The sequence below is a fragment of the Niallia sp. MER 6 genome (assembly GCF_023714395.1).
GTDB lineage: Bacteria > Bacillota > Bacilli > Bacillales > Cytobacillaceae > Niallia.
Genome location: NZ_JAMAUK010000012.1, coordinates 104,560 through 127,067, shown reverse-complemented (window position 1 = coordinate 127,067; position 22,508 = coordinate 104,560). Strand labels below are relative to the sequence as shown.

At 40.2% G+C, this 22,508-nt stretch carries 20 protein-coding genes, 1 riboswitch and 1 other annotated feature; of the genes, 15 read left to right on the top strand and 5 right to left on the bottom strand.

What is annotated here, in order from left to right; translation table 11 throughout:
- Nucleotides 1-2 precede the first annotated feature (2 nt).
- Complete coding sequence (locus M3600_RS16060) at nucleotides 3-1,820, bottom strand: assimilatory sulfite reductase (NADPH) flavoprotein subunit (protein ID WP_233316824.1); 1,818 nt, start codon at nucleotides 1,818-1,820, stop codon at nucleotides 3-5.
- A 291-nt stretch (nucleotides 1,821-2,111) separates the two neighbouring features.
- Here M3600_RS16060 and M3600_RS16055 point away from each other — a divergent pair, with 291 nt between their 5' ends.
- From M3600_RS16055 to M3600_RS16005, 11 genes are all read left to right on the top strand, one after another.
- The gene (locus M3600_RS16055; RefSeq protein WP_233316825.1) at nucleotides 2,112-3,020 is read left to right on the top strand and encodes a LysR family transcriptional regulator; all 909 of its coding nucleotides are present in this window, start codon (nucleotides 2,112-2,114) and stop codon (nucleotides 3,018-3,020) included.
- Between the two features lie 134 nt (nucleotides 3,021-3,154).
- Nucleotides 3,155-3,742, top strand: coding sequence for an ECF transporter S component (locus M3600_RS16050; protein WP_251646676.1), 588 nt, complete (start codon nucleotides 3,155-3,157; stop codon nucleotides 3,740-3,742).
- 91 nt (nucleotides 3,743-3,833) lie between these two features.
- Nucleotides 3,834-4,256 (top strand): CBS domain-containing protein, encoded by a 423-nt coding sequence (locus M3600_RS16045; RefSeq protein ID WP_233316827.1) that lies wholly within the window; start codon nucleotides 3,834-3,836, stop codon nucleotides 4,254-4,256.
- Between the two features lie 194 nt (nucleotides 4,257-4,450).
- Nucleotides 4,451-4,564: riboswitch (SAM riboswitch) on the top strand.
- Between the two features lie 93 nt (nucleotides 4,565-4,657).
- Nucleotides 4,658-4,807: a YezD family protein gene (locus M3600_RS16040; protein ID WP_233316828.1), complete on the top strand. Its 150-nt coding sequence runs from the start codon at nucleotides 4,658-4,660 to the stop codon at nucleotides 4,805-4,807.
- A 100-nt stretch (nucleotides 4,808-4,907) separates the two neighbouring features.
- Nucleotides 4,908-5,624, top strand: a complete 717-nt coding sequence (locus M3600_RS16035; RefSeq protein WP_233316829.1) for a phosphoadenylyl-sulfate reductase — start codon at nucleotides 4,908-4,910, stop codon at nucleotides 5,622-5,624.
- 18 nt (nucleotides 5,625-5,642) lie between these two features.
- Nucleotides 5,643-6,719, top strand: a complete 1,077-nt coding sequence (locus M3600_RS16030) for a sulfate permease (RefSeq protein ID WP_396953819.1) — start codon at nucleotides 5,643-5,645, stop codon at nucleotides 6,717-6,719.
- A 78-nt stretch (nucleotides 6,720-6,797) separates the two neighbouring features.
- The gene (gene sat, locus M3600_RS16025) at nucleotides 6,798-7,946 is read left to right on the top strand and encodes a sulfate adenylyltransferase (RefSeq protein WP_233316830.1); all 1,149 of its coding nucleotides are present in this window, start codon (nucleotides 6,798-6,800) and stop codon (nucleotides 7,944-7,946) included.
- 17 nt (nucleotides 7,947-7,963) lie between these two features.
- Nucleotides 7,964-8,575 (top strand): adenylyl-sulfate kinase, encoded by a 612-nt coding sequence (gene cysC / locus M3600_RS16020; protein ID WP_233316831.1) that lies wholly within the window; start codon nucleotides 7,964-7,966, stop codon nucleotides 8,573-8,575.
- 111 nt (nucleotides 8,576-8,686) lie between these two features.
- Nucleotides 8,687-9,460, top strand: a complete 774-nt coding sequence (gene cobA, locus M3600_RS16015; protein WP_251646674.1) for a uroporphyrinogen-III C-methyltransferase — start codon at nucleotides 8,687-8,689, stop codon at nucleotides 9,458-9,460.
- A complete protein-coding gene (locus tag M3600_RS16010; RefSeq protein ID WP_233316833.1) occupies nucleotides 9,460-10,218 on the top strand; it encodes a sirohydrochlorin chelatase in 759 nt (252 codons plus the stop codon). The genes cobA and M3600_RS16010 overlap by 1 nt, the downstream gene beginning before the upstream one ends.
- Nucleotides 10,199-10,804, top strand: coding sequence for an NAD(P)-dependent oxidoreductase (locus tag M3600_RS16005; protein ID WP_233316834.1), 606 nt, complete (start codon nucleotides 10,199-10,201; stop codon nucleotides 10,802-10,804). Before M3600_RS16010 ends, M3600_RS16005 begins: the two co-directional genes overlap by 20 nt.
- A gap of 69 nt (nucleotides 10,805-10,873) precedes the next feature.
- Here M3600_RS16005 and M3600_RS16000 read toward each other — a convergent pair whose 3' ends face one another.
- The 3 genes from M3600_RS16000 to M3600_RS15990 all read right to left on the bottom strand — a co-directional run bounded on the left by M3600_RS16000 (nucleotide 10,874) and on the right by M3600_RS15990 (nucleotide 17,576).
- Nucleotides 10,874-12,055: a DHH family phosphoesterase gene (locus M3600_RS16000; RefSeq protein ID WP_233316835.1), complete on the bottom strand. Its 1,182-nt coding sequence runs from the start codon at nucleotides 12,053-12,055 to the stop codon at nucleotides 10,874-10,876.
- A 123-nt stretch (nucleotides 12,056-12,178) separates the two neighbouring features.
- Nucleotides 12,179-15,268: an isoleucine--tRNA ligase gene (gene ileS / locus M3600_RS15995; protein WP_396953818.1), complete on the bottom strand. Its 3,090-nt coding sequence runs from the start codon at nucleotides 15,266-15,268 to the stop codon at nucleotides 12,179-12,181.
- Nucleotides 15,269-15,351: 83 nt separating this feature from the next.
- Nucleotides 15,352-15,597: a binding site (T-box leader), on the bottom strand.
- Nucleotides 15,598-15,683: 86 nt separating this feature from the next.
- Nucleotides 15,684-17,576: a terpene cyclase/mutase family protein gene (locus M3600_RS15990; protein WP_396953817.1), complete on the bottom strand. Its 1,893-nt coding sequence runs from the start codon at nucleotides 17,574-17,576 to the stop codon at nucleotides 15,684-15,686.
- A 148-nt stretch (nucleotides 17,577-17,724) separates the two neighbouring features.
- On the opposite strand from M3600_RS15990, the gene M3600_RS15985 reads away from it, so the two are divergent.
- Nucleotides 17,725-18,606: an SMP-30/gluconolactonase/LRE family protein gene (locus tag M3600_RS15985; protein WP_237940555.1), complete on the top strand. Its 882-nt coding sequence runs from the start codon at nucleotides 17,725-17,727 to the stop codon at nucleotides 18,604-18,606.
- Nucleotides 18,607-18,640: 34 nt separating this feature from the next.
- Here the strand turns inward: M3600_RS15985 and M3600_RS15980 are convergent, their stop codons facing one another.
- Nucleotides 18,641-20,104 carry a SulP family inorganic anion transporter gene (locus M3600_RS15980; protein WP_251646672.1) on the bottom strand — a complete coding sequence of 488 codons (1,464 nt, stop codon included), beginning with the start codon at nucleotides 20,102-20,104 and terminating at the stop codon, nucleotides 18,641-18,643.
- 152 nt (nucleotides 20,105-20,256) lie between these two features.
- Between M3600_RS15980 and M3600_RS15975 the strand changes: the two genes are divergently transcribed.
- From M3600_RS15975 to M3600_RS15965, 3 genes are all read left to right on the top strand, one after another.
- Nucleotides 20,257-20,796 (top strand): recombinase family protein, encoded by a 540-nt coding sequence (locus tag M3600_RS15975; RefSeq protein WP_237940556.1) that lies wholly within the window; start codon nucleotides 20,257-20,259, stop codon nucleotides 20,794-20,796.
- A 22-nt stretch (nucleotides 20,797-20,818) separates the two neighbouring features.
- Entirely contained in the window at nucleotides 20,819-21,355 is a 537-nt protein-coding gene (locus M3600_RS15970) for a GrpB family protein (protein ID WP_233316841.1), read from the top strand.
- Nucleotides 21,356-21,466: 111 nt separating this feature from the next.
- Complete coding sequence (locus tag M3600_RS15965) at nucleotides 21,467-22,492, top strand: DUF3231 family protein (protein ID WP_233316842.1); 1,026 nt, start codon at nucleotides 21,467-21,469, stop codon at nucleotides 22,490-22,492.
- Nucleotides 22,493-22,508: the final 16 nt, after the last annotated feature.

Here is a 22,508-nt window from a genome sequence, read left to right as displayed (position 1 = left end):
ACTTAATAGACATCACGCTGGTAGCGTTTGTCCTGCTGCATTGCTGCAAGATATTTTTCGGCATCTTCACGGTTTAGATTGCCTTCTTTTTCAATGATGCTGATTAATGTTTCGTGTACATCATGGGCCATATGCTTTTCATCGCCGCAAACATAAACAGCGGCACCTTCCTGCAGCCATTCGAATAATTCTTTGCTGTGCTCAAGCATACGATGCTGTACATAAACTTTCTCGGCAGTGTCGCGGGAGAATGCGACGTTCATTTTTGTTAATACCCCGCTTTTGAGGTAATTTTGCCATTCTGTTTGATAAAGGAAGTCTGTTACAAAATGCTGATCACCAAAGAACAGCCATGATTTACCTTCAGCACCGATTTCTTCACGTTCTTGGATAAAGGAACGGAATGGTGCAATACCTGTGCCTGGCCCAATCATAATGACAGGGGTATCAGGATTTTCAGGCAGCTTAAAGTTTTCATTCTGCTGGATAAATACTGGAATTTTATCACCTGGATTAAGACGCTCCGCACATAGTATCGAGCAAACACCTTTGCGTTCACGGTCATGGGCATTATAGCGGACTGCTCCAATTGTCAAATGAACTTCCTCAGGATTTGCTGTATAGCTGCTTGCAATAGAGTAAAGGCGCGCAGGCAATTTACGTAATTGCGAGATAAAGTTTTGAGCTGTAAAATTCCAAGGACCAAATTCACTAACTAAATCAAGCAAGTCCCTTCCGTCTATATAGGCTTTCAATTGTTCTTGATTCTTGAGAAGATTTTGAAGCGCTTCGTTTGTCGAATACGCTGCTAACTTTTCTAATAAAGGTTTTGTTAAAACGGTTATTTCAAATTCGGAAAGAAGTGCTTCCTTAATGGAACGAATCTCACCTTTTTTATTAATAGAGACTGTTTCTTCTGGATTAAAGGACAGTTTATTAAGCAGCAGTTCAACAAGCTCTGGGTCATTCTTCGGATAAATTCCAAGGCTGTCTCCAGGTTTATATGTCAATCCAGATTCCTCAAGAGATAGCTCAATATGAAGCGTCTCTTTATTGGAGCCTCGGCCGTTTAAGTTTTGGATGTCCAGTACTTCAGCGAGGAAAGGGTTTGATCTAGAATATTCTGTTTCTGCCGTTGTTGCTGTATTTGGAGTTGCTGTGCTTTGAGCAGCTGCTGCGCTTGTATTACCAAGCTCTGCAAGCACACCTTCGAGCCATTCATTTGCCGGCTCTTCAAAATCTAAGTCACAGTCAACGCGTGGAAATAGGCGCTTACCGCCAATTTCTTCTAAGCGTTCATCAAATTCTTTACCAGTCTGGCAGAAGAATTCATAGGAGCTGTCACCAAGTGCCAATACAGAGAAGCTCAAATCATCCAATTTAGGCGCTCTTTTACCATGAAGAAACTCATGGAATGTTAAGGCAGTATCAGGTGGATCTCCTTCCCCATGTGTGCTGACAATAATAAGCAAGTTTTTAACTTTCTTAATATTATTTGGCTTAAAGTCGCTCATTGATAATGTTGTAACATGGAAGCCTTTATCTGTCAGAGTTTTTGCACTCTTTTTGGCAAGGTTTTGTGCATTGCCTGTTTGAGATCCAAATAGGATTGTGACATCTTTAGAGACTGGTTCGGCAGGTGCAGGAGCAGAAGACGGGACTTCTGCTGCCAGTCCAGCGGGACTTACCGTTGTTGCTGCTGTTGCAGAAAGATAGCCGTTAAGCCATACCTTTTGTGTTTCTGATAAAGTCGGCAAAAGCCGGTTTAAAAGCTCTGTCTGTTCCTGGTTAAAAGGACTGTTCGTTACTAGTAATTGCAAAAGTATTCACCTCACATAAAAATCCGTTGCTTTTTCAAATGTCAAAGTTCATTAATTAACAAAACGTTTTTAAGAAGTTGATTCTAACTAATTAATCCAATAAGACAAATCGGATTTTAGACAGATTCTTTTTTCAAATTGTTTCATGCATATATAATTGTACTTTACTGGAAGTCAAAGAATTAGTAAAATACATTTAACTTATTGGAGCTATTAATAATCTTAATAATTAAACAAATAGCTGTTTGGAATTTACATGTAAGATTCAAAAAGTCGAAAGGAGTGTTTTTGTTGCAGTATGATGCGTTAAAAACATTTGTCACCCTTGTAGAAGTGAAAAATTTCACTAAAACAGCTGAAATTCTGCTGATGTCTCAGCCAAGTGTAAGCCTCCATATTAAAAACTTAGAAAAGGAATTTCAAACGAAGCTGTTTGAACGTTCTCCAAAATATTTAAAAGTAACTCCTACAGGGGAAATTCTCTATGATTGTGCAGTACAAATGATTACTATATATGAACAGACAAGGCAAAATATATTAGACCACCATCATTCCATCAAAGGAGATTTAAAAATAGGCGCAAGCTTCACGATAGGAGAATATATACTGCCCCCATTATTGCTGGAACTTCAGAAAACCCATCCCGATTTGGCACTCCAAGTAACAATTGGTAACACAGAAGAGGTAGTCGAGTCAGTCAGACGTTATCAAGTGGATATCGGTTTAATTGAAGGACAAACTAATGATAAGGAAATTTCTGTCCATCCATTTATGGAAGACGAACTGTTTGTTGTTGCATCTGCTAAACACCCGCTTGCTAGTAAGGAAATGGTTCCTATAAAGGAATTGCAAAACCAAGCGTGGATTACCCGGGAAATCGGATCAGGGACGAGGGAATACTTGGATCATGTCATCCGTTCAAACGGATTGAAGATGAACACACTTCTGACAATCAGCAGCAACCAGGCGATTAAAGAAACGGTCATAAGCGGCCTAGGGTTAACCCTTTTGTCTAAATGTGTAATAGAAAGGGACCTGCAGGCAGGAAATCTTTCGACCATCTCCCTTGATAAAGAAGTATTTAAAAGGACACTCTCCTATGTATACTCGCCTGTTATGAAGGAAAAGCAGAATGTAAAAACATTTATTCAGGCATTAAACAGCAAGTATCCATACCAGGAAGAGGAACATAGAAATTAAGATAAACATGCATAAAGAAACAATAAACCGCAACTACCTAGAAAGGAAGCTTTTATAGTCGTTCGCCTATTGCCTCTTTTGGATTTTGTAGTATGATAACGAAGGAGATTTTTTTCGTTAAAAGGAGTATTGTTATGAACAAAAACAATAAGACATTTCGGATTGTCCTATTAGGGATGCTTTCTGCTATCATCATTATTCAAACGACAATCCCGTTTTTAGGATATATCCCGATTGGACCGCTTAGCTTGACGATTATTCAAGTAACAGTCATTATTGCAGCGATTGTTCTTGGCCCGAGGGAAGGAGCAATAGTCGGCGGTATATGGGGAATCATTACCTTTATCAGGGCATTTGTTGCACCGACAAGTCCAATTGCCCCGATTGTATTTACGAATCCCCTTGTCTCTGTTCTGCCCCGAATATTAATAGGTGTTGTAGCAGCATATGTATTTCATAAGCTGCTCAAAGACAAGCTTAATGAAACAGTTAGAATGAGTGTAGCTGGTGTGCTTGGATCTTTAACAAATACTGTTTTAGTGCTGGGATTGATTTATTTATTTTACCGGGAACCGTATGCGAATTTTCTAGAAATGAATATGGATCAGCTTTTGCCTGCGCTATTGACCATAATAGCTACTAATGGGGTTACCGAAGCAATTCTTTCAGGTATATTAGCCCCGATTATTTCAAAACCATTATTAAGAATTAGAAAAAAATAGCAGCTTAAGCTGCTTTTTTTTACGCCGTTTGCTGACATAATAATCTTTTAAAACGGCACAATATAAGAGATTAATTTTGGAGGTGAGTTTTTTGACAACTGTTAAAGATATAATGACAACGGATGTAAAGGTATGTCAGCCCCATGATTCTCTTGTGGAAGCGGCAAAAATAATGCGTGATGTTAACGTTGGGATTGTTCCTGTATGTGAAGGAAAAAAGGTTATTGGCATGATTACTGACCGTGATATTGTTATCAATGCAATCGCTGATGGCAAAGACGGAAATACGGTTCACTGCCATGATGTGATGACAGCGGATGTAACTACATGTACGCCAGATACAGATGTTCATGAATGTGCAAACATCATGTCAGAGAATCAGATTCGCCGCCTGCCTGTAGTTGAGAACGGCGAACTTGTCGGAATATGCGCAATTGGTGACCTTGCAAGAATCAATATTCATATGGATGAAGCAGGGCAAGCTTTGAGCGATATATCTGAACCACTTCATTAATTCTGTAAGCAAAAAAACCCGCTTTTTAAAAAGTGGGTTTTTTTGGCATGGACTTGTTGCTTATTTTTTATATATGCATATGTTAAAATAAGGTTATCAAAAAATTGTAAATGTTAGATGATTTAATTCCGACTAAACAACTAGAAAAACTTGTTGACAATATAATCAATTGTGATAAAATTTAGAAAAAACATTGCTTATCCAGAGCGACAGAGGGAATTGGCCCTATGATGTCCAGCAACCTGCATTTGTAACCAAGAGCAAGGTGCTAAATCCAACAAAATGGTCTCCATTTTGAAAGATAAGGTAGTTATATTACCTTGTGTCTTTCCGAATTGGGAAGATTTTTTTATTGCTATGATCATCGGTAACAGTTTTTTGTTTGTGGGAGGGATTTGTTAATGGGGGAAAAAACAAATCAACTGGACAAAATAAAAGATCAGTTGGAAGAAATGTTGAAAAATATGAAATTTGGCTCCATTACCTTAATTGTTCAGGATGGAAAAGTCATTCAAATCGAAAAAAGCGAAAAGATTAGACTTGGAAAATAAATTGCTGACTAGAGAAACTAGAGGCAGTTTTAACACAGGAATTGTGTTAAAGCTGTCTTTTTTGCATGTAAAGCAATTTATCTGGAGAGGAGTAGGCAACTTGAGTGAACTATTAACTTATGAAAATCTTGATCGTTATACATTGCCAGCATTCCCGAGCGACACAGAAACAAAAGGAGCTTTGGAAGTACTGGAATGGGCATATGAGACATATGAAGAGGAAATTGTATATGCCTGCAGCTTTGGTATAGAAGGAATTGTACTTATCGACTTAATTTCAAAAGTGAAGGAAGACGCCAAAATCGTCTTTTTAGATACAGATGTGCATTTTAAAGAAACATATGAATTGATAGAAAAAGTGAAAAAAAAATATCCGCTACTGCAAATTGAAATGAAAAAACCAGAATTAACATTGGCAGAGCAAGCAGAACAGTATGGGGATGAGCTATGGACATCTAATCCAAATAAGTGCTGTGAAATTAGAAAAGTTATTCCATTAAATTCTGTTCTTTCAGGTTCAACTGCTTGGATATCTGGATTAAGAAGAGAACAGGGCGGAGCAAGGGCGAATACGGAATATATCAATCTAGACAATAAATTCAAAAGTATTAAAGTATGCCCGCTTATTCACTGGACTTGGAAGGATGTTTGGAGATACGCACACAAGAATCAGCTTGACTATAATGTCCTTCATGATAACGGCTATCCGAGCATTGGCTGCAGAACATGCACACAGCCTGCTTTCACAATGGAAGATATGCGCTCTGGAAGATGGTCTGGCAAAGGAAAAACAGAATGCGGGCTACATTTACAATAACTTAAAGGAAACTAAATGATGATGATAATTCTTGCAGGCATAATGTCTTTATTCTTTGCCATGAACATAGGCGCAAGTGGTGCTGCGGCAAGCCTTGGCGTTGCCTATGGTTCAGGTGCGATTCCAAGCAAAAGGCATGCCCTCCTTTTATGCGGTGTTGCGATTTTTTTAGGGGCCTTTTTAGGAGGCAGTGAAGTAGTTAAAACGATAGGGGAAGATCTCATTCCAAGCAGCTTGCTTAATGCAAAAATCGTGTTAATTATTCTGTCATCTGCCGCCATTTCCCTGTTTATCGCAAATTTAATGGGGATTCCGTTATCAACTAGCGAAATCACTGTTGGCAGCGTTGTTGGTGTTGGCGTAGCATATAAAAGCCTTTTTATTGGACATATTTTATGGATTGTATTCTTTTGGATTTTTATTCCCTTCGTTTCCTTTGGAATTGCTTTGGCAGCAGGGAAGCTAATCATGCGAGCTGAGAGGAAGTACACTTGGCTGAAAGCGAGCAAATCACAGCGTTACTTATCCGTTTTCGTAATTGTTGTTGGTTTTTTTGAAGCCTTTTCGGCAGGAATGAATAATGTAGCTAATGCTGTTGGTCCGATGGTTGGAGCCAATCTCATCTCGATGAGCAGCGGAATATTAATAGGCGGTTTGGCTATCAGTATTGGAGCTATTTTACTGGGTGGAAGGGTATTGCAGACAAATGGGAAGAAAATCGTCCAATTCAGCAAGCTGGAAGGCGGAATTATTTCTGGTATCGGAGCAACCTTAGTTACAATTGCTTCCATTTTCGGACTTCCTGTGCCGTTGACTCAAGTAACAAGCACAGCGATTATTGGCATCGGTGTTGCGAAGAATGGTGTAGGACTTTTCAAAAAGCAGATGATTCATCGAATTATAAAGGTATGGATTGTTTCACCAGTCTTGTCTCTTGTTATTTCCTACTGTCTTGTACAACTATTTGTTAAAAATGATTTCTACAATGTCATTGTGCTGTCGAGTGTATGTATCGCCACATTAGGCATCTTAAGCCTCGTGAAATCAATCAAAGAAGATAATCGCTCTATATATGAGGACGGAGGCGGCATTTGATATATGCAAATCCGTTTCTATTAAATATAAATAATAATATAACTAGATGTTAAATTAGGAAGGATAGGTGCAAAGATTATGGCATTAAGCAAACCTCATGGAGGAACACTAATTAATTTATGGGAACCAAATTATGATGTGAGCGGCATTACACAAGAGCTTGAAATTGATGGCGTTGCGCTAAGTGATTTAGAATTAATCGGAAATGGAGCTTTCAGCCCACTAACTGGGTTTTTGACACAGAAAGACTATGAATCTGTTGTAGAGAACATGAGGCTTGCTTCAGGGCAAATTTGGAGTATTCCAATTACACTTCCTGTATCACAAGAGCAAGCAGACAAATTAGAAGTGAATGACATAGTGAAGCTTGTACATGACGGTGATGTGTATGGTGTGCTTACTGTTGAAGATAAATTTAAACCAAATAAAGAAAAAGAAGCAGAAGCTGTTTACCGCACTGCAGATTTGGCTCATCCTGGAGTAAAGAAGGTTTTTGAAAGAGGAAATGTGTATATTGGTGGTTCTATTAAACTGCTGAAAAAATTAAAAAGAACTAAATTTGAAAGCTTCTACCTAGATCCTAAAGATACGAGAGAAGTGTTCCAAGAGAAGGGCTGGAAGACTGTTGTCGGTTTCCAAACTAGAAACCCTGTGCACCGTGCTCATGAATATATTCAGAAGACGGCTTTAGAAACAGTGGATGGATTATTCTTGAACCCGCTTGTTGGTGAAACAAAATCAGATGATATTCCTGCAGATGTACGAATGGAAAGCTACCAAGTACTATTGAAAAACTATTACCCAGAAGACCGTGTATATCTTGCTGTTTTCCCTGCTGCAATGCGTTATGCTGGACCGAGAGAAGCAGTATTCCATGCACTTGTAAGGAAAAACTACGGCTGCACACACTTTATTGTGGGACGAGATCATGCAGGTGTGGGCAATTATTATGGCACATATGATGCGCAAAGGATTTTTGATCAATTTGAATCAGAAGAACTTGGTATTAATCTGTTGTTCTTTGAACACAGCTTCTATTGCAAAAAGTGTGAAAACATGGCGTCTACAAAAACTTGCCCTCATGACAAGGAATATCATGAAATCTTATCTGGAACAAAGGTGCGCGAGCTTCTAAGAAATGGTGAAATTCCGCCAAGCACGTTCAGCCGCAAAGAAGTAGTGGAAGTGCTGATAAAAGGCTTGAAAAACCAAGAGATCCATTCATAATACAGGGGGAAAAGTAAATGAGCGGCAAAAGTACAAATATCACATGGCATGAACAAACTGTTTCAAAAGAACGCAGAAGAGAGAAAAATAAACATCACAGCTATGTATTGTGGTTTACTGGTCTTTCCGGTTCAGGGAAATCATCTGTAGCTAACGCAGTTGCAGAGAGGCTGTTCCAAGATGATACGCTCACATATGTGCTGGATGGTGATAATATCCGTTTCGGAATCAATAAAGATCTTGGCTTCTCTGAAGAAGACAGGAAGGAAAACATTCGCAGAATTGGCGAAGTCAGCAAGCTGTTTGTAGACAGTGGGCAAGTGGTGCTGACTGCCTTTATCTCTCCGTTCCGCAATGATCGAGAAGGAGTCAGAGAATTGCTGGAGGGCAATGAGTTTGTTGAAGTATATGTGAAATGTTCATTGGAAGCTTGTGAAGCTAGAGATCCTAAAGGTCTTTATGAGAAGGCAAGGCAAGGAATCATCAAGGACTTCACAGGAATCAGCTCTCCTTATGAAGAGCCGGTTAATCCGGAGATTGTGATTGACTCGGAAAAAAATTCCATTGAAGAATGTGTGGAGCAAATTGTTCAATTTTTGAAAGAAAAAGGCTATTATAGAAATATATAAATATAGAAAGAAAGGAATTATAGTGTCTCTAGTTTTGAGAGAATCCTATAATTCCTTTCTGTTAATATGCCAAAGCTTAGGATTATGCAGCAACAGAGGAAGGTGAAAGATGTGGGGAAAGTTTATTTGGTAGGAGCAGGGCCTGGAGATCCTGATTTAATTACTGTTAAAGGGCTGAATTGCATTAAAAATGCTGATGTTATCGTATATGACCGACTTGTTAACAAAGAGCTGCTGCATTACGCAAAGCCGAAGGCAGAATTGGTATATTGCGGAAAGCTGCCGCATCATCATGTAATGAAACAGGAATTGATTAATCAGACGCTCGTCAAGCATGCTAAAAGAGGAAAGATAGTGACAAGATTAAAAGGGGGAGACCCTTTTGTATTTGGCAGGGGCGGAGAAGAAGCAGAAGAATTGGCTAAAAATCAGATTCCGTTTGAAATTGTGCCAGGCATCACTGCGGGTATTGCTGCACCGAGCTATGCAGGAATCCCCGTTACACACAGAGATTATGGTTCATCCTTTGCTTTTGTAACAGGACATATGAAGAATGGGGAAGAAGACAGCATCAAGTGGGAGGCATTATGCCATATAGATACACTTGCCATCTATATGGGAGTTAAAAACTTACCGAATATCAGGGAGAAGCTGCTTTCCTATCAAAAAAGCGGGGATACTCCTGTTGCCTTGATTAATTGGGGAACTACGAGCAGCCAGCGAACGATTGTAACAACATTAGATAAAGCTGTAGAGGATGCGCAAAACGGGCAGATTGAAAATCCGTGCATGATTATTATCGGTGAGGTTGTCCGCATGCGTGAAAAAATTAAATGGTTTGAAAACTCATTTGAAGATTCATTGGCGAAAGAAGTGGTTTTATAATGAAAGCAGTTTTGTATATATGCCATGGCAGCAGGGTAAAGGAAGCGAGTGACCAGGCAATATCCTTTGTAAAGGAATGCATGAAAGAGAATGATTACCCCATTCAGGAGTATTGCTTTTTAGAGCTCTCAGAGCCAAGCATTGAGGAAGGCTTTAAGACATGTGTAGCAAAAGGCGCAACAACGATAATAGCTGTTCCTGTCTTGTTGCTGACAGCAGCTCATGCAAAGATTGATATTCCTGAAGTCCTCGACGAACTCGTTAAAGCATATCCAGACGTAGCATTACATTATGGACGCCCGATTGGTGTACATGAGAAGATGGCAGAGATTGTCATAGCTAAAATTAAACAGTCTGAATTGTATGTTAAAAACAAGTCACTTGTTCTGCTTGTTGGCAGGGGCAGCAGTGATCCGGATGTAAAGCGGGATTTACGGGAAATTAGTGACTTGGTAGAGCGGTCGCTGGACGGTGTTAAAGTGGAGGACTGTTATTTGACAGCAGCATCTCCTAGCTTTGAAGCTGCCCTTCAGGCTGCAAGCAACTCTCAGTACGAAAATATCATCGTCATTCCATATTTGCTGTTTACAGGTATACTGATGAACACGATGCGCAAGACAATCAACGGATTATCAAATTCAAATAAAAACTATGAGCTTTGCAACTACTTAGGATACCAGCCTGCTATTGCTAGTATTCTGAAGGATCGAATTGATGAAGCAGCTGGGGCTAAACTGTATGTTCCCATTAATGGTTAATATGCAGAATAAGAAATGTATCGTTGCAGGTGGAGGCAAGGTTGCCTTAAGGAAAGTAAAAGCACTAATTGCAGAAGGTGCAAACATTACAGTTATTAGTCCTGTACTATGTCCTGAGCTTGAGGAGCTCGAGCAAGCGGGAGCAATCGCTGCAGTTAGAAAAAAAGCAGCAGAAAGTGATTGTAAGGATGCTTTTTTTGTAGTTACAGCAACGAATGACGATAAAGCAAACCAAAGATTAGCGAACAGGCTGAAGCACCGTATGCTAGTTAATAATGCTAGCTCTGCTGATAATGGAAACTGTCATATACCGGCAAGTTTGCAAAGAGGCAGGCTTATCTTAAGTGTGTCGACAATGGGTGCAAGCCCAATCCTCGCAAGAAAAATCAAGGATGAATGGGCACAGGAATACCCTGATGGTTTGGAGGATTATTTCGATTTTTTATTTAATGCCCGGGAAATGATTAAAAGAGCTAATCTAAATTCTGTTGATAAGAAGGGCTTGTTAGAGGAGATAACGGACAATAAATACAAGCAATCTCCACAATTGAGAGATGATTTTTATAAGCTGCTCCAAAACTTCTAACGAGGAATGTTAGAGGTTTTTCTGTGAGAAAAAATGCCTGCTGATCTTTCCAGACAGCAGGCATTCGTTTTAATTTTTTGTTTTTACATATTCCATCACATACCGAACGTACTTGTCGTCCTTACACATCCAGGCTCCGTGATTTCTCTTTAAAAAGTTTTCTCCTTCTTGGAAGGAAGAAAAAGTTTCAGGCAGCTTTGTTTTCTTTTTGTTGATAACCCATTGCTGCTTGCCAGTCGGATATAGATAAAATATATCATCATGTTTATTCTCATAAAGTGTGCCTAATGGAGAATTCTTCTTATTATATTCATTCTTTTTAGGATCTTCCCTTAATGCTTCAAGCGGGAATGTATCTGTTACGAAGTTTTTATATGCTTCACTCGTCATTGTGCAGCCAGACGCTTTCACATGTCCGCCTCCACCATATGTACCGGCAACTTTGGAGACATCGACGTGGTCATGAATGGTTCGGAAACCAACCCTCTTGCCGCCAATATTAAGGATTGCTATATAATCGAGATGCGGGTATTCTTTGCCTAGCTCATTGCCTAGTTCTGAGTGATATGATTCGGCATAAACAACACCTGCATAAAGACCGTCGATTTGTGTTTGAACAAGCTCCCGCCGTTTGCGGCGAATATATCGTTCAATTTTTTTCTCTTCCAAATCAAGAATTTGCTGCTCTACTTCATCAAAGAAGAAGTGGTTGTTATTCTCAAGACGCGCAACCATTTTTTCTACAAATTCGTCAAATGATATTAAATAGAAAAGTGCATTCAGCTTTTGGGCATCAAAGTTTTCATTCTTTTCCCAATCCCATGTATCGTACTGTCTGACAAGCTCTACAAACTCAAGCACACTGTCAGAGGGAGTGAGATGCCCGTTTTTAACAAGGTACTCATATAATAATGAAGTAGCACAGGTGGAAATTCCTTCTTCATCTTCTACTACTACATGTCCCCATTCAAAATCATTTAAATGTAAGGCTGTTTTATGATGATCTATCAGTTGGACCTTGCCGCCCTTCTTATAGTAATCATCCAGCCTGATAGCATTCTCTTCACTTACAGAAAGGTCTGTAACGATAAGGAATGTATCCTCAGGCTTTTGGTCAAGGAATCTTTCTACCTCAAGATTCAGGCTGGAAACAGAATTATAGCGGATTTCCACATCTTCTCCAAAGGCAAGCTTTGCGATGATTCCACAGCCGACCCCATCAAGGTCATTATGCGACAATAATTTATACATTTTTTTCACCCCTGCCCAATAGTATAATCTAATATGGAAAAAATAGAACATGTTTCTTTTGAAAAGGACATATAAACGAGAAAGACCTAAGGTAATATGTACTTAGGTCTGACTCTTATGGACTTATTCAAAAGCAACAAAAACCTGGTAGCTGCCTATACGCAATTCAGTCATGCTTTCTGACACTGTGTAACGAATGCTATTTAAAAGGACACCTTTATTAATCAGATTCTCATACTCCTGTGCCAAGGAAATAAATTCTTTTGATCCGCCAAGCTTCAAAGTAATCCGCTGCTCGACAGGCAAATTCTTTTGTTTTCTCAAGTCTTGAACAGAGCGGATAAAATCCCTTACTAATCCTTCTTTTGCTAATTCGTCTGTGATGCTAGTATCTATTATAACAGTAAAGTTCCTGTTTGACGCCTCGCTGTAGCCTGACATAGATGCAGTTTTCTGGACAAGCACATCCTCTTTAAAGAGTTCAACCTGCTGTTCGTCTGCTGTGATGGTTAACTTTCCATCGTAAAGAAACTGTTCTATCTCTTCTTTTGTGAGATGGCCGAGAGCTTTATGAACGGGATTTGCCTTTTTACCGAGACGCTTGCCGGCATTTTTGAAGTCGAGCTTGAGGCTGTATTGTACATAGCCTTTACTTGACTCAGTCCAGTCTATCGTTTTTACATTCAGCTCACTTTTAATGATTTGGCTGAAAGATTGCAATGCCGAAGGCGGAGTGTCATTTGAGACTATAGCCATCATGGCAAGCGGCTGTTTCGTCTTGATTTGGCTTTGATGCCGTATGTTTCTTCCCAGTTCCACAATTTCTCTTACACCGCTCATTTTCTTTTCAAGCTCTATGTTGATGTTCGCTTCTTCACCAGCTGGGAAATCTTCTAAATGAACGCTTTTTCCAGTCAGCTTATAATGAATATCTTCAGCAGTAAAAGGTGTGAACGGTGCGAGCAGCTTAGAGATATGAACAAGAAGGCTGTAAAGAGTATGGTAAGCACAAGCTTTATCCTCAGACATGCCTTCACTCCAAAACCGTTCTCTGTTTCTTCTGATATACCAATTACTTACGTCTTCTAAAAGAGTGCCAATATGTCTTGCTGCATTTGTCAGCTGGAAGCTTTCCATTTCTTTGCGGACTTGCGAGACAGTTGAAGCAAGCCGGGAAAGAGCCCATTTATCCATCAAGGTTAAGGAAAGACTAGCTGGCGTTGAATTCGGATCAAATCCATCGATATCAGCATACATTTTGTAGAAATGATGAAGACTTGTTAGAGTATCGACTAGCTTTGACTTAGCTTCCTGTACATTTTTGACAGAAAATCGCTTCTGGTTCCAAGGTGCGCTGTCCTCTATCAATGCCCATCTTAGCGAATCGGCGCCAAACTTGTGGATCAGCTCTACTGGGTCAAGGGCGTTGCCTTTGCTTTTTGACATTTTTTGTCCTGCCTCATCAAGAACGTGGCCAGTCGCCAGTACATTCTTATACGGCAGCTCGCCTTTATAAAGAGTGGAGACAGCCAATAAGGAGTAGAACCAGCCTCTTGTCTGGTCAATTCCCTCAACTATCACATCGGCTGGGAATTGCCTTTGCCATAACTCCTCATTCTCAAAAGGGGTATGATATTGGGCGAATGGCATAGACCCGCTATCGAACCAGACATCGATTACTTCAGGTGTGCGCACCATCATTGTGCTGCAGGAAGGACAAGGGAATGTCACCTCATCGACATATGGTTTATGAAGCTCAAGCTCAGCAAGATTGCTGCCGGTTAATGCTGCTAATTCTGCTATTGATTTGGGAGCCTCCTGATGGTTACAGGAAGGACATTCCCATACATTTAAAGGTGTACCCCAATAGCGGCTCCGGCTTATATTCCAATCTACCATTCCCTCAAGAAATTTCCCGAAACGCCCGTCCTTGATAGTGTCTGGATGCCAGTTTACCTGCTGGTTATTAAGTAGCATTGCCTCCTTGACAGCTGTTGTTCGGATGAACCAGCTCTCTAGTGCATAATAAAGCAGGGGAGAATCACAACGCCAGCAGTGCGGGTAAGAATGTTCGTATCTTTCTTTATGGAACAATAGCCCTTTCTCATGAAGGAGCTTGATGATGTCGACATCACAATCCTTAACGAATCTGCCTGTCAAAGGTGTGACCGCTTCTGTATATTTGCCCTGTTCATCCACGACTTGAACAAAGGAAAGGTTATTTTCTTGTACAAGACGATAATCGTCCTCCCCATATGCTGGAGCAATATGAACAATGCCAGTTCCGCTGTCTGCAGTCACAAAGTCGCCATGAACAACATAATGGCCTTTTGCGACTTTGATAAAGGAGAATGGCGGTTCGTAACTGAGACCGAGCAATGCAGACCCCTTCACTGTCTCTAAGAGGACGCTGTCAGGAGACATTAATGTAGGAGCCAAATCCTTTGCTACGATATATACTTCGTCTCCAGTCTGTATTCGAACGTAGTCTAACTTTTCATTCACTGCAAGAGCAACGTTTGCAGGCAGTGTCCAAGGTGTTGTCGTCCAGCCGAGGATAAACTCATTGTCCTTATTCTTTAGTTTGAACCTTACAGTTGCGCTCAAGTCCTTTACATCTTTATAGCCTTGCGCGACCTCATGAGAGCTTAATGATGTCTGACAGCTCGGGCAGTAAGGGGAAACTCTGTGACCTTTATAAAGCAGGCCTTTTTCATGGATGGTTCCGAGTATGTGCCATACCGATTCAATATACTCATTGCTCATTGTCATATAAGGGTTCTCCATGTCGACCCAGTATCCTAGTTCCTTTGTAAAGTCTCTCCATTGCTTTTCATAGGAGAAGACGCTCGCCTTGCATTTTTGAATAAATGCCTCTACTCCATATTCTTCAATGGCCTGCTTTCCGGATATGCCAAGCTCTTTTTCCACACCAAGCTCTACAGGCAGACCGTGCGTGTCCCAGCCAGCCTTTCGGATTACCTGCTTGCCTGCCATTGTCTGGTAACGTGCTATGATGTCTTTGATTGTGCGCCCAAGAGCATGGCCAACATGGGGTAAGCCATTTGCAGTAGGCGGTCCCTCGTAGAAAACAAAGGATTCCTGATTTTTTCTTGCCTCAACTGATTTTTCAAAAATATGATTGTGCTCCCAAAGAGCAAGGATTCTTTTTTCTCTTTCTGCTTGTGTTTCTTGCTGGCTATTTTTCATGATAAAATCCTCCTTGGATTTAATAGTTACCAGAAAATACCGGAACATGACAGAGTCGGAGTAAACAAAAAACACTCGTCCCTATAAATAGGGACGAGTGTATATACCCGCGTTACCACCCAAATTCTGCTGCAAAAAGCAGTCAGCGCTTAGTCAACGTACTATCATACGCGTTCCTTTTTAACGGGGGAAATCCCGTCAAGGCTTACTTTAAATATTCAGCCTTGCATCTCAGAGATGATTTTTCCGTCAGAATCCCTTGCCGGCTTCCACCAGTTCCGGCTCGCTTATAAGTTCATGCATGACGTACTTGTTCTCTTCATCGATTTATAAGTTTCTGGAATGTTTTGTATATAATATCACTTATTATACCTTAATTCAAGGTAATTGATTCTTGATATTTTAGTATATGAGCGGTTTAGGATTTAGTTGCTTGCAAGTAATGAGAAATGGCTAGCAGGGGGAAGATTTTGCTGTAGCTATAATAATCAATATAGAATTGCCCAGGCAAACCTATACCTGTAGGGTAGGTGAGGCTGCGTTCATCCTTCATGCCCTTTAAGAGAAATTCTATCCCTTTTGTTACAGCCTTGCTTTTCCACTCTCCTGCAGCAATTAACGCGTCAAGTGCCCATGCTGTCTGGGAATCTGTACTAAAGGGAAGAGGGATATAATGGCGCTTTTCGCAGCTATGACAAGATTCACCCCAACCTCCATCCTCTCTTTGAATAGTTTTCAGCCATTTGATGCCTTTCTTTATGCTCTGGTCGCTTGCTGCTGTTCCGGTTGCCCTTAAACCAGTGATAGCAGCCCATGTTCCATATATATAACAGACACCCCAGCGGCCATACCAAGAACCATCTTTTTCTTGATTGTCTATTAGCCATCGCGCAGCTGACTTAATATGAGGGTGTTTCTGTTGAAGTTTGGCAAAACGACCTAAATATTCAAGTACTCTGCCCGTCAAATCTGGTGTAGACGGGTCAACAGCAGCGTCCTTTGCATTCTCAATAGGAACATGCTGAAGAATCTCCCAATCAGTGTTTTTTTCAAATGCACCCCAGCCTCCATCGCTGTTTTGCATGGAAAGGAGATAGTTAGTTCCGCGCTGCCAAGAGCTATGAACGTTCGTATTTAGAAGAGCTGTTCTAGTTAAAGCTCGCAAAGCGGCCGATGTATCGTCATTGTCTGGATTGTTTGTATTAATATCTGAAAAGCCCCAGCCTCCAGGAGTTGTATCTGGATTATGGACTTTCCAGTCTCCCGCTGCTGTATGCTGTTTTTTAAGGAGATAGTTAATAGACTTCCTAATAACAGGACTGTCAGGCAAGCAGCCTGCTTCTTGGAGACTGTAGCTTGTTAATGCTGTGTCCCAGACGGTGCTTGTTGAGTTTTCCAAGTGGGCGTTTTCTCCTTTTTTGTCAATCAGGGAGGATAATCCTGATATTGCCTTTTTAATAACCGGCGAATCCTTGCGATAGCCAATGGAAAGCAGGCCGTAAATCATAAAAAAAGTTGCACTTGCATAGCTGTAAAGTGTACCATCCTCTTCAAGCCGATCAAGTATATATTTTTCCGCATAATAATATCCGAGCTGATGGAGGTAAGCAGGCCATCTTCCAATTTGTTTTATTTCTTTCCAAACAAATGACAGTGGTGATCTTTCAGCCTCCAAATGAGCAATCGGGTTGAACATTTCCTCGCTTCTTCCGTACAGGTCGCTTAAATCAGGCTTGTTTTTAGTGTGGACGGCAAATTTTTTATTGGATGCAAGCAGCATAGGGATGAAATGAATGCGAGCATAGGCACTGAACTGAAAGAAATTAACAGGCTGGTAGGAAGGCAAAAGTAAAAAGGTCATTGGAACATAAACCATTCGGGACCATGGATACAGTCCGTTGGCAGAGAGCATCCATCTAATCATAAAATGGGCTTTGGAAATCCCTCCGTTTTGAACAATAAAGGACTTTGCCTTTATCATATTGTCGTCTGTCTGCTTAGCGTAACCAGAGTATAAAAGGGCCGTATACGCAATGATTGTCGCAGATAAATGCCCATTCGGTGCATCTATGTATGCTTTCCAATAGCCTTCTTTATGCTGGGAATTTTTTAAGGATGTGGCAAGAAGCTTAATATTATCTTCCTCCGTACTAATTTCCAACGCTCTGCATGTAATGATAAAGAAAGCATCTGTCATTAAACTGCCTTGAAAGCGAAAGCGGAAAGACCCGTCGCTATGCTGTAGCTTTACAAACTCATCAATTCTGTGTTTTTTTTCGTTTTCAATATCTGCTATTTTCAAGTTAATCACCTCAAATCTTGATTATCTATACATAAGGTATGCATCTCATCCCCAGTATCGTGAATACAAAGGCAAAAAGAATAGATGAAAGCAGTTTCTAGACAAAGGAATCGAGGTATAGGAAAAGAAAATACGAAGTTAGAAAGTAGGGAATTGTATGGTACATCATTTAAAGCTTGCAGTAGATGCAAATGCTGCCTTAGGAGAGGGACCGTTTTGGGATCACAAGGAAAATGTGCTTTATTGGGTTGATATTAATAACAAAAAAATCTGCATGTATAATCCAGCTGACAATGAAAATAAGGAATTAGAGCTTCCTGAGAAGGTCAGTGCTGTCATTCCGGTGAACAGCGGAAAGGGAGCAATAGCTGCTTTGGAAAATGGCTTTCATTATGTCGATCTTACAAACGGTGAGATTCAACCGATTTTTGATCCAGAAGAGCATTTGTCTAATAACAGGTTTAATGATGGAAAATGTGACGCACAAGGTCGATTTTGGGCAGGTACGATGAGCACAAAGGACGAGATGGAGCAAGGCGCGTTATATTGTTTGGATAAGGATGGCACGATTACAAAAAAGCTTGATAAGTTAAGCACATCTAATGGATTGGCTTGGTCATTGGATAACAAGTACCTATACTTGATTGATACCCCTGTGCAAAAGGTATACCGATTCGATTATGAAGTTCATTCAGGCAATATTGACAATAGCGTGGCTATTATTGATTTTTCAAATGAAGAAGGGTTTCCTGATGGTATGACAATAGATGAAGAGGGGATGCTGTGGATTGCTCATTGGGGTGGCGCGCGTGTATCAAGGTGGAATCCTCATAGTGGCGAAAAAATAGATGAAATTAAAGTGCCAGCCCAAAACGTTACCTCCTGTGTATTTGGAGGAGAAGAATTAAATGAGCTTTATATTACAACAGCGCAAGAAGGAATGACTTCAGAGGAGTTGGAAAAATACCCGCTGTCAGGGGCACTTTTCACATGCAAAATGGACATAAAAGGTCTGCCTGGTAATTATTACGGCGGATAATGAAAAAGATTCATGGCAATTGCCATGAATCTTTTTAATGACCTGAAGGATTAGCATCAGGGTTTTGGAAAATGGCCAGCTTATCGACGAGTTTCTTACTGGCCGAATCAAGGCCGCTAATGCTGACTGTATTATTATTTTCTTTAAATTTAAGGACTACTTTATCAATTGCTCCTACAGCAGAATCATCCCAAACACGAGCTGAAGAGAAATCAATGGAAATTTGCTTGTTCTGCTCAGATGTATCGAATGCTGCAATAAAGCTGTCAACAGAAGCAAAAAATAATTGTCCTTGCACAAAATATTTATACTCATTTTCTGTTTGCTCTTTGTTTATTTTCAGATGAGATATTTTTGCAGCAAAGAACACCGCGCTCAAGATAACACCTGCAATTACTCCTTTTGACAAGTCATGTGTTGCAACGACTATAACTACTGTAACAACCATAACAATTGCGTCTGTTCGAGGAGCTCTTACTACATATTTAAAGGAAGACCAGTCAAATGTACCGATGCAGACCATAATCATAATGCCAACAAGTACAGGCATTGGTATTTGGACAACTAGATCTCCCAGCACAATAATCAAGAACATTAAAAATGCACCAGCAACAAAGGTCGAAAGTCTGCCCCTGCCTCCTGATCTTACGTTGATTCCAGACTGTCCAATCATAGCGCAGCCAGCCATACCGCCAAAAAAGCCAGTGATAAAATTGGCAATTCCTTGTCCTCTAGCTTCTCTGTTCTTATCGCTGTCTGTATCTGTTGCATCATCTAGAATGCTTGCAGTAAGAAGTGATTCTAGTAAACCTACAATCGCCATAGCGATACTGAATGGAAAAATAATAGCTAAAGTTTCAAATGAAAATGGTACATCCGGAATCAAGAAGGACGGCAAGGTTTGCGTAATATTTCCTAAATCGCCAACTGTTTCAACATGGATATGACCAAAAATTGCTACTGCTGTCAAAACGATGATTGCAATTAACGGTGCCGGCACTGCCTTGACATATCGAGGCAATATATAAACGATTAATAATGTTATGCCGACAAAAAGATAAGTCATATTAGAGATCCCAATAAAATGAGGAACTTGTGCCATAAAAATTAGGATGGCAAGGGAATTAACAAATCCAATCATAACCGCTCTCGGAATGAATTTCATCAGCTTAGCAATTTTAAATACTCCAAAAAGCACCTGAAATACTCCTGTCAAAATAGTTGCTGCAAAGAGGTACTGCAGACCGTAATCCCTTACTAGCGGTCCCATCAGCAATGCCATTGCCCCTGTTGCTGCGGAAATCATCGCAGGTCTACCGCCTGCAAAGGAGATGATGATTGCAATACAGAAGGAAGCATACAACCCTACCATCGGGTCGACTCCTGCAATAATCGAGAAAGCGATTGCCTCAGGAATAAGGGCCAACGCAACGACGATGCCTGAAAGAATATCAGCTCGTACATTGAAGAACCACTCTCGTTTTATTTTTTCTATCAAAATGTTCACCTCAATTTTTTATCGCAGTAGTTCAATAAGGAGAAGTGTAACAGAATTATTCCCAAAAGGGAATATATATTGGGAAGTTTTTTACAAAACTCATTTTCCTATCTATAATGGTTAGTAGCAGAAATGACAAGGGAGCGAAAAAGATGATAATAGGTTATATGAGGCCATCTCAAGAAGATGAAGATTGTCAGCAGCAGGAGCAAATGCTTAAGGACATCTGCGGTAGTATAGTCCGGGAGGAGCATTCATCTGCTAAAAAAAGAGCGGTGCTTACTCAGATGCTGGAGCACATAAATGAAGGGGACAAGATTGTTGTATCCAGATTATTTACGCTAGCTGATTCTAGCAGGCATCTATTTGAGCTGCTGGAAATACTAGAACAAAAAGGTGTCTACCTGCAAGCAATATATGAGGAAATTGACACAGAAGAAAAGAAGGAATACTCCCTAAGGAAAATGGTCGGCTATTTAGTGGAATTTCAAAATGAAATTATCAGTGAACGGACAAAAAAAGGAATGGAATATGCAAAACAAAAAGGCATCTCCACAGGACGGCCAAGAAAAGCAGATGAAAATGTAAAAAAGGCCATCAAAATGTATCAAAGCAAAAAATATAGTCTAAAGGAAATAAAAGAATCTACAGGCATAAGTAAATCAACTCTATACCGCTATCTAGAAAATTAGTGCGAAGAAGGGAGCTTGATGTATGAGGAAAGTGGAAGTGTGCCCATACAGCAATGAGTGGCGTGTTTTATTTGAAACAGAGAAAAAACTTCTTCAGCATATATTTGAAGCAGAGTTGCTGGAAATCCACCATATAGGGAGCACAAGCATACGAGGTATGAAGGCTAAACCAATCATTGACATTATGCCCATTGTAATAAATATACATAATATTGACAGCTATAATGGGAAAATGATTGAAATCGGCTATGAAGCAAAGGGAGAAAACGGAATTTCTGGCAGGCGATATTTTCAAAAAGGCGGCGATGAAAGGACACATCATGTTCATATTTATGAAGCTGGCAGTCCAGAGATTTTCCGTCATCTAGCATTTAGGGATTTTTTGCGTGCTAACAAGGAGGAAGCCGAGAAGTACGGTGATTTAAAAGAAAAACTCTCCCAAAAATATCCTGCTGATATACAGGCATATATAAACGGCAAACATGATGCTGCAGCATCTTTGGAACAAAAGGCTTTAAAATGGGCTAACCTCAGAAAATCAAACCTCCATTTCCAGTAACAATTTTATTCGTTAGGCACAAATTCCTCACAAGTATTTATCTGACAATTGCTGATAAAAACAAATAAAAAGGAGAATATAAGGAATATCAACATTCGTGGGAGGATCATCATGCCAGAACAGAATATTGAGCTTACTTCAACAGAGATTGCTTCGTTATGGACTTCTTATATGAATAACACCATGTCCAAGTGTGTGCTTAGCCATATGAGTAACTCCATAACCGATCAAACGATTGCAGATGCGATAGACAAAGCACTTGTTATCTCTGTCAAGGAGGTAGAGAAGCTTGAACAAATCTTTCAGGAAGAAAATTTTGCACAGCCGTATGGGTTTACAGACAAAGATGTGAATTTAGCAGCTCCTGCTTTGTTTACGGACACTTTCTCCCTTCAATATATTAATCATATGGCAAAAGCAGGTATGCTTGCATACAGCGGATTCACTGCAATGAGTTTTCGGGAAGATATCATCCAGCACTTTACAACAACCTTAAGCGAAACTGCCAAGCTTTATAACCAAACGAATAATGCATTAAAGGAAAAAGGGATGCTGGTTCGCTCACCTTACATAATCCCGCCTTCAGAAAATGATTATATTGACAGTAACAGCTACTTAAGCGGTTTGAATCTTTTTCATAAAAAACGCCCTTTGAATGCCATTGAGATTTCACATTTGTTTCTGAATACCCAAACGAATAATATCGGTTATAAAATCAGCCTTGCATTCGGACAAACATCTAATGACAAAGATGTTCAGGATTATATGATGCGAGGAAAGGATATCTCGCAAAAACATGTAAAAATCTTTGCTGATACGTTAATTGAGGGGAATATACAGAGTCCTATGTCTTCCGATATTGGGATTACGGAGTCCACAAACAAGACATTTTCTGATAAGTTAATGATGTTTCATATGTCTCTACTAAGTGCTTCTGGAATCGGTAACTATGCAGCAGCAGCTGGCGCCAGCCAAAGGAGCGATCTTGCCGTTAATTATGAGCGGCTTTCCTTTGAAATAGCACAGTATGCAAAAGCAGGAGCAAATATCATGATTAAAAACGCTTGGCTGGAGCAGCCTCCAGCAACAGCTGATCGTGAAAACCTCATTAAAAACAAAAAATCAGAACAGAGATGAAGGATAGAAGACAGAG

Bases quoted from the DNA above. Each gene is read 5' to 3' on its own strand.
- M3600_RS15965 (WP_233316842.1), top strand. From the start codon at position 21,467: ATGCCAGAACAGAATATTGAGCTTACTTCAACAGAGATTGCTTCGTTA.
- M3600_RS16000 (WP_233316835.1), bottom strand. From the start codon at position 12,055: ATGTATAAATTATTGTCGCATAATGACCTTGATGGGGTCGGCTGTGGA.
- M3600_RS16040 (WP_233316828.1), top strand. From the start codon at position 4,658: ATGGGGGAAAAAACAAATCAACTGGACAAAATAAAAGATCAGTTGGAA.
- cysC (WP_233316831.1), top strand. From the start codon at position 7,964: ATGAGCGGCAAAAGTACAAATATCACATGGCATGAACAAACTGTTTCA.
- M3600_RS15985 (WP_237940555.1), top strand. From the start codon at position 17,725: ATGGTACATCATTTAAAGCTTGCAGTAGATGCAAATGCTGCCTTAGGA.
- M3600_RS16005 (WP_233316834.1), top strand. From the start codon at position 10,199: ATGTTCCCATTAATGGTTAATATGCAGAATAAGAAATGTATCGTTGCA.
- M3600_RS15970 (WP_233316841.1), top strand. From the start codon at position 20,819: ATGAGGAAAGTGGAAGTGTGCCCATACAGCAATGAGTGGCGTGTTTTA.
- M3600_RS16030 (WP_396953819.1), top strand. From the start codon at position 5,643: ATGATGATAATTCTTGCAGGCATAATGTCTTTATTCTTTGCCATGAAC.
- M3600_RS16010 (WP_233316833.1), top strand. From the start codon at position 9,460: ATGAAAGCAGTTTTGTATATATGCCATGGCAGCAGGGTAAAGGAAGCG.
- M3600_RS15975 (WP_237940556.1), top strand. From the start codon at position 20,257: ATGATAATAGGTTATATGAGGCCATCTCAAGAAGATGAAGATTGTCAG.
- sat (WP_233316830.1), top strand. From the start codon at position 6,798: ATGGCATTAAGCAAACCTCATGGAGGAACACTAATTAATTTATGGGAA.
- M3600_RS16050 (WP_251646676.1), top strand. From the start codon at position 3,155: ATGAACAAAAACAATAAGACATTTCGGATTGTCCTATTAGGGATGCTT.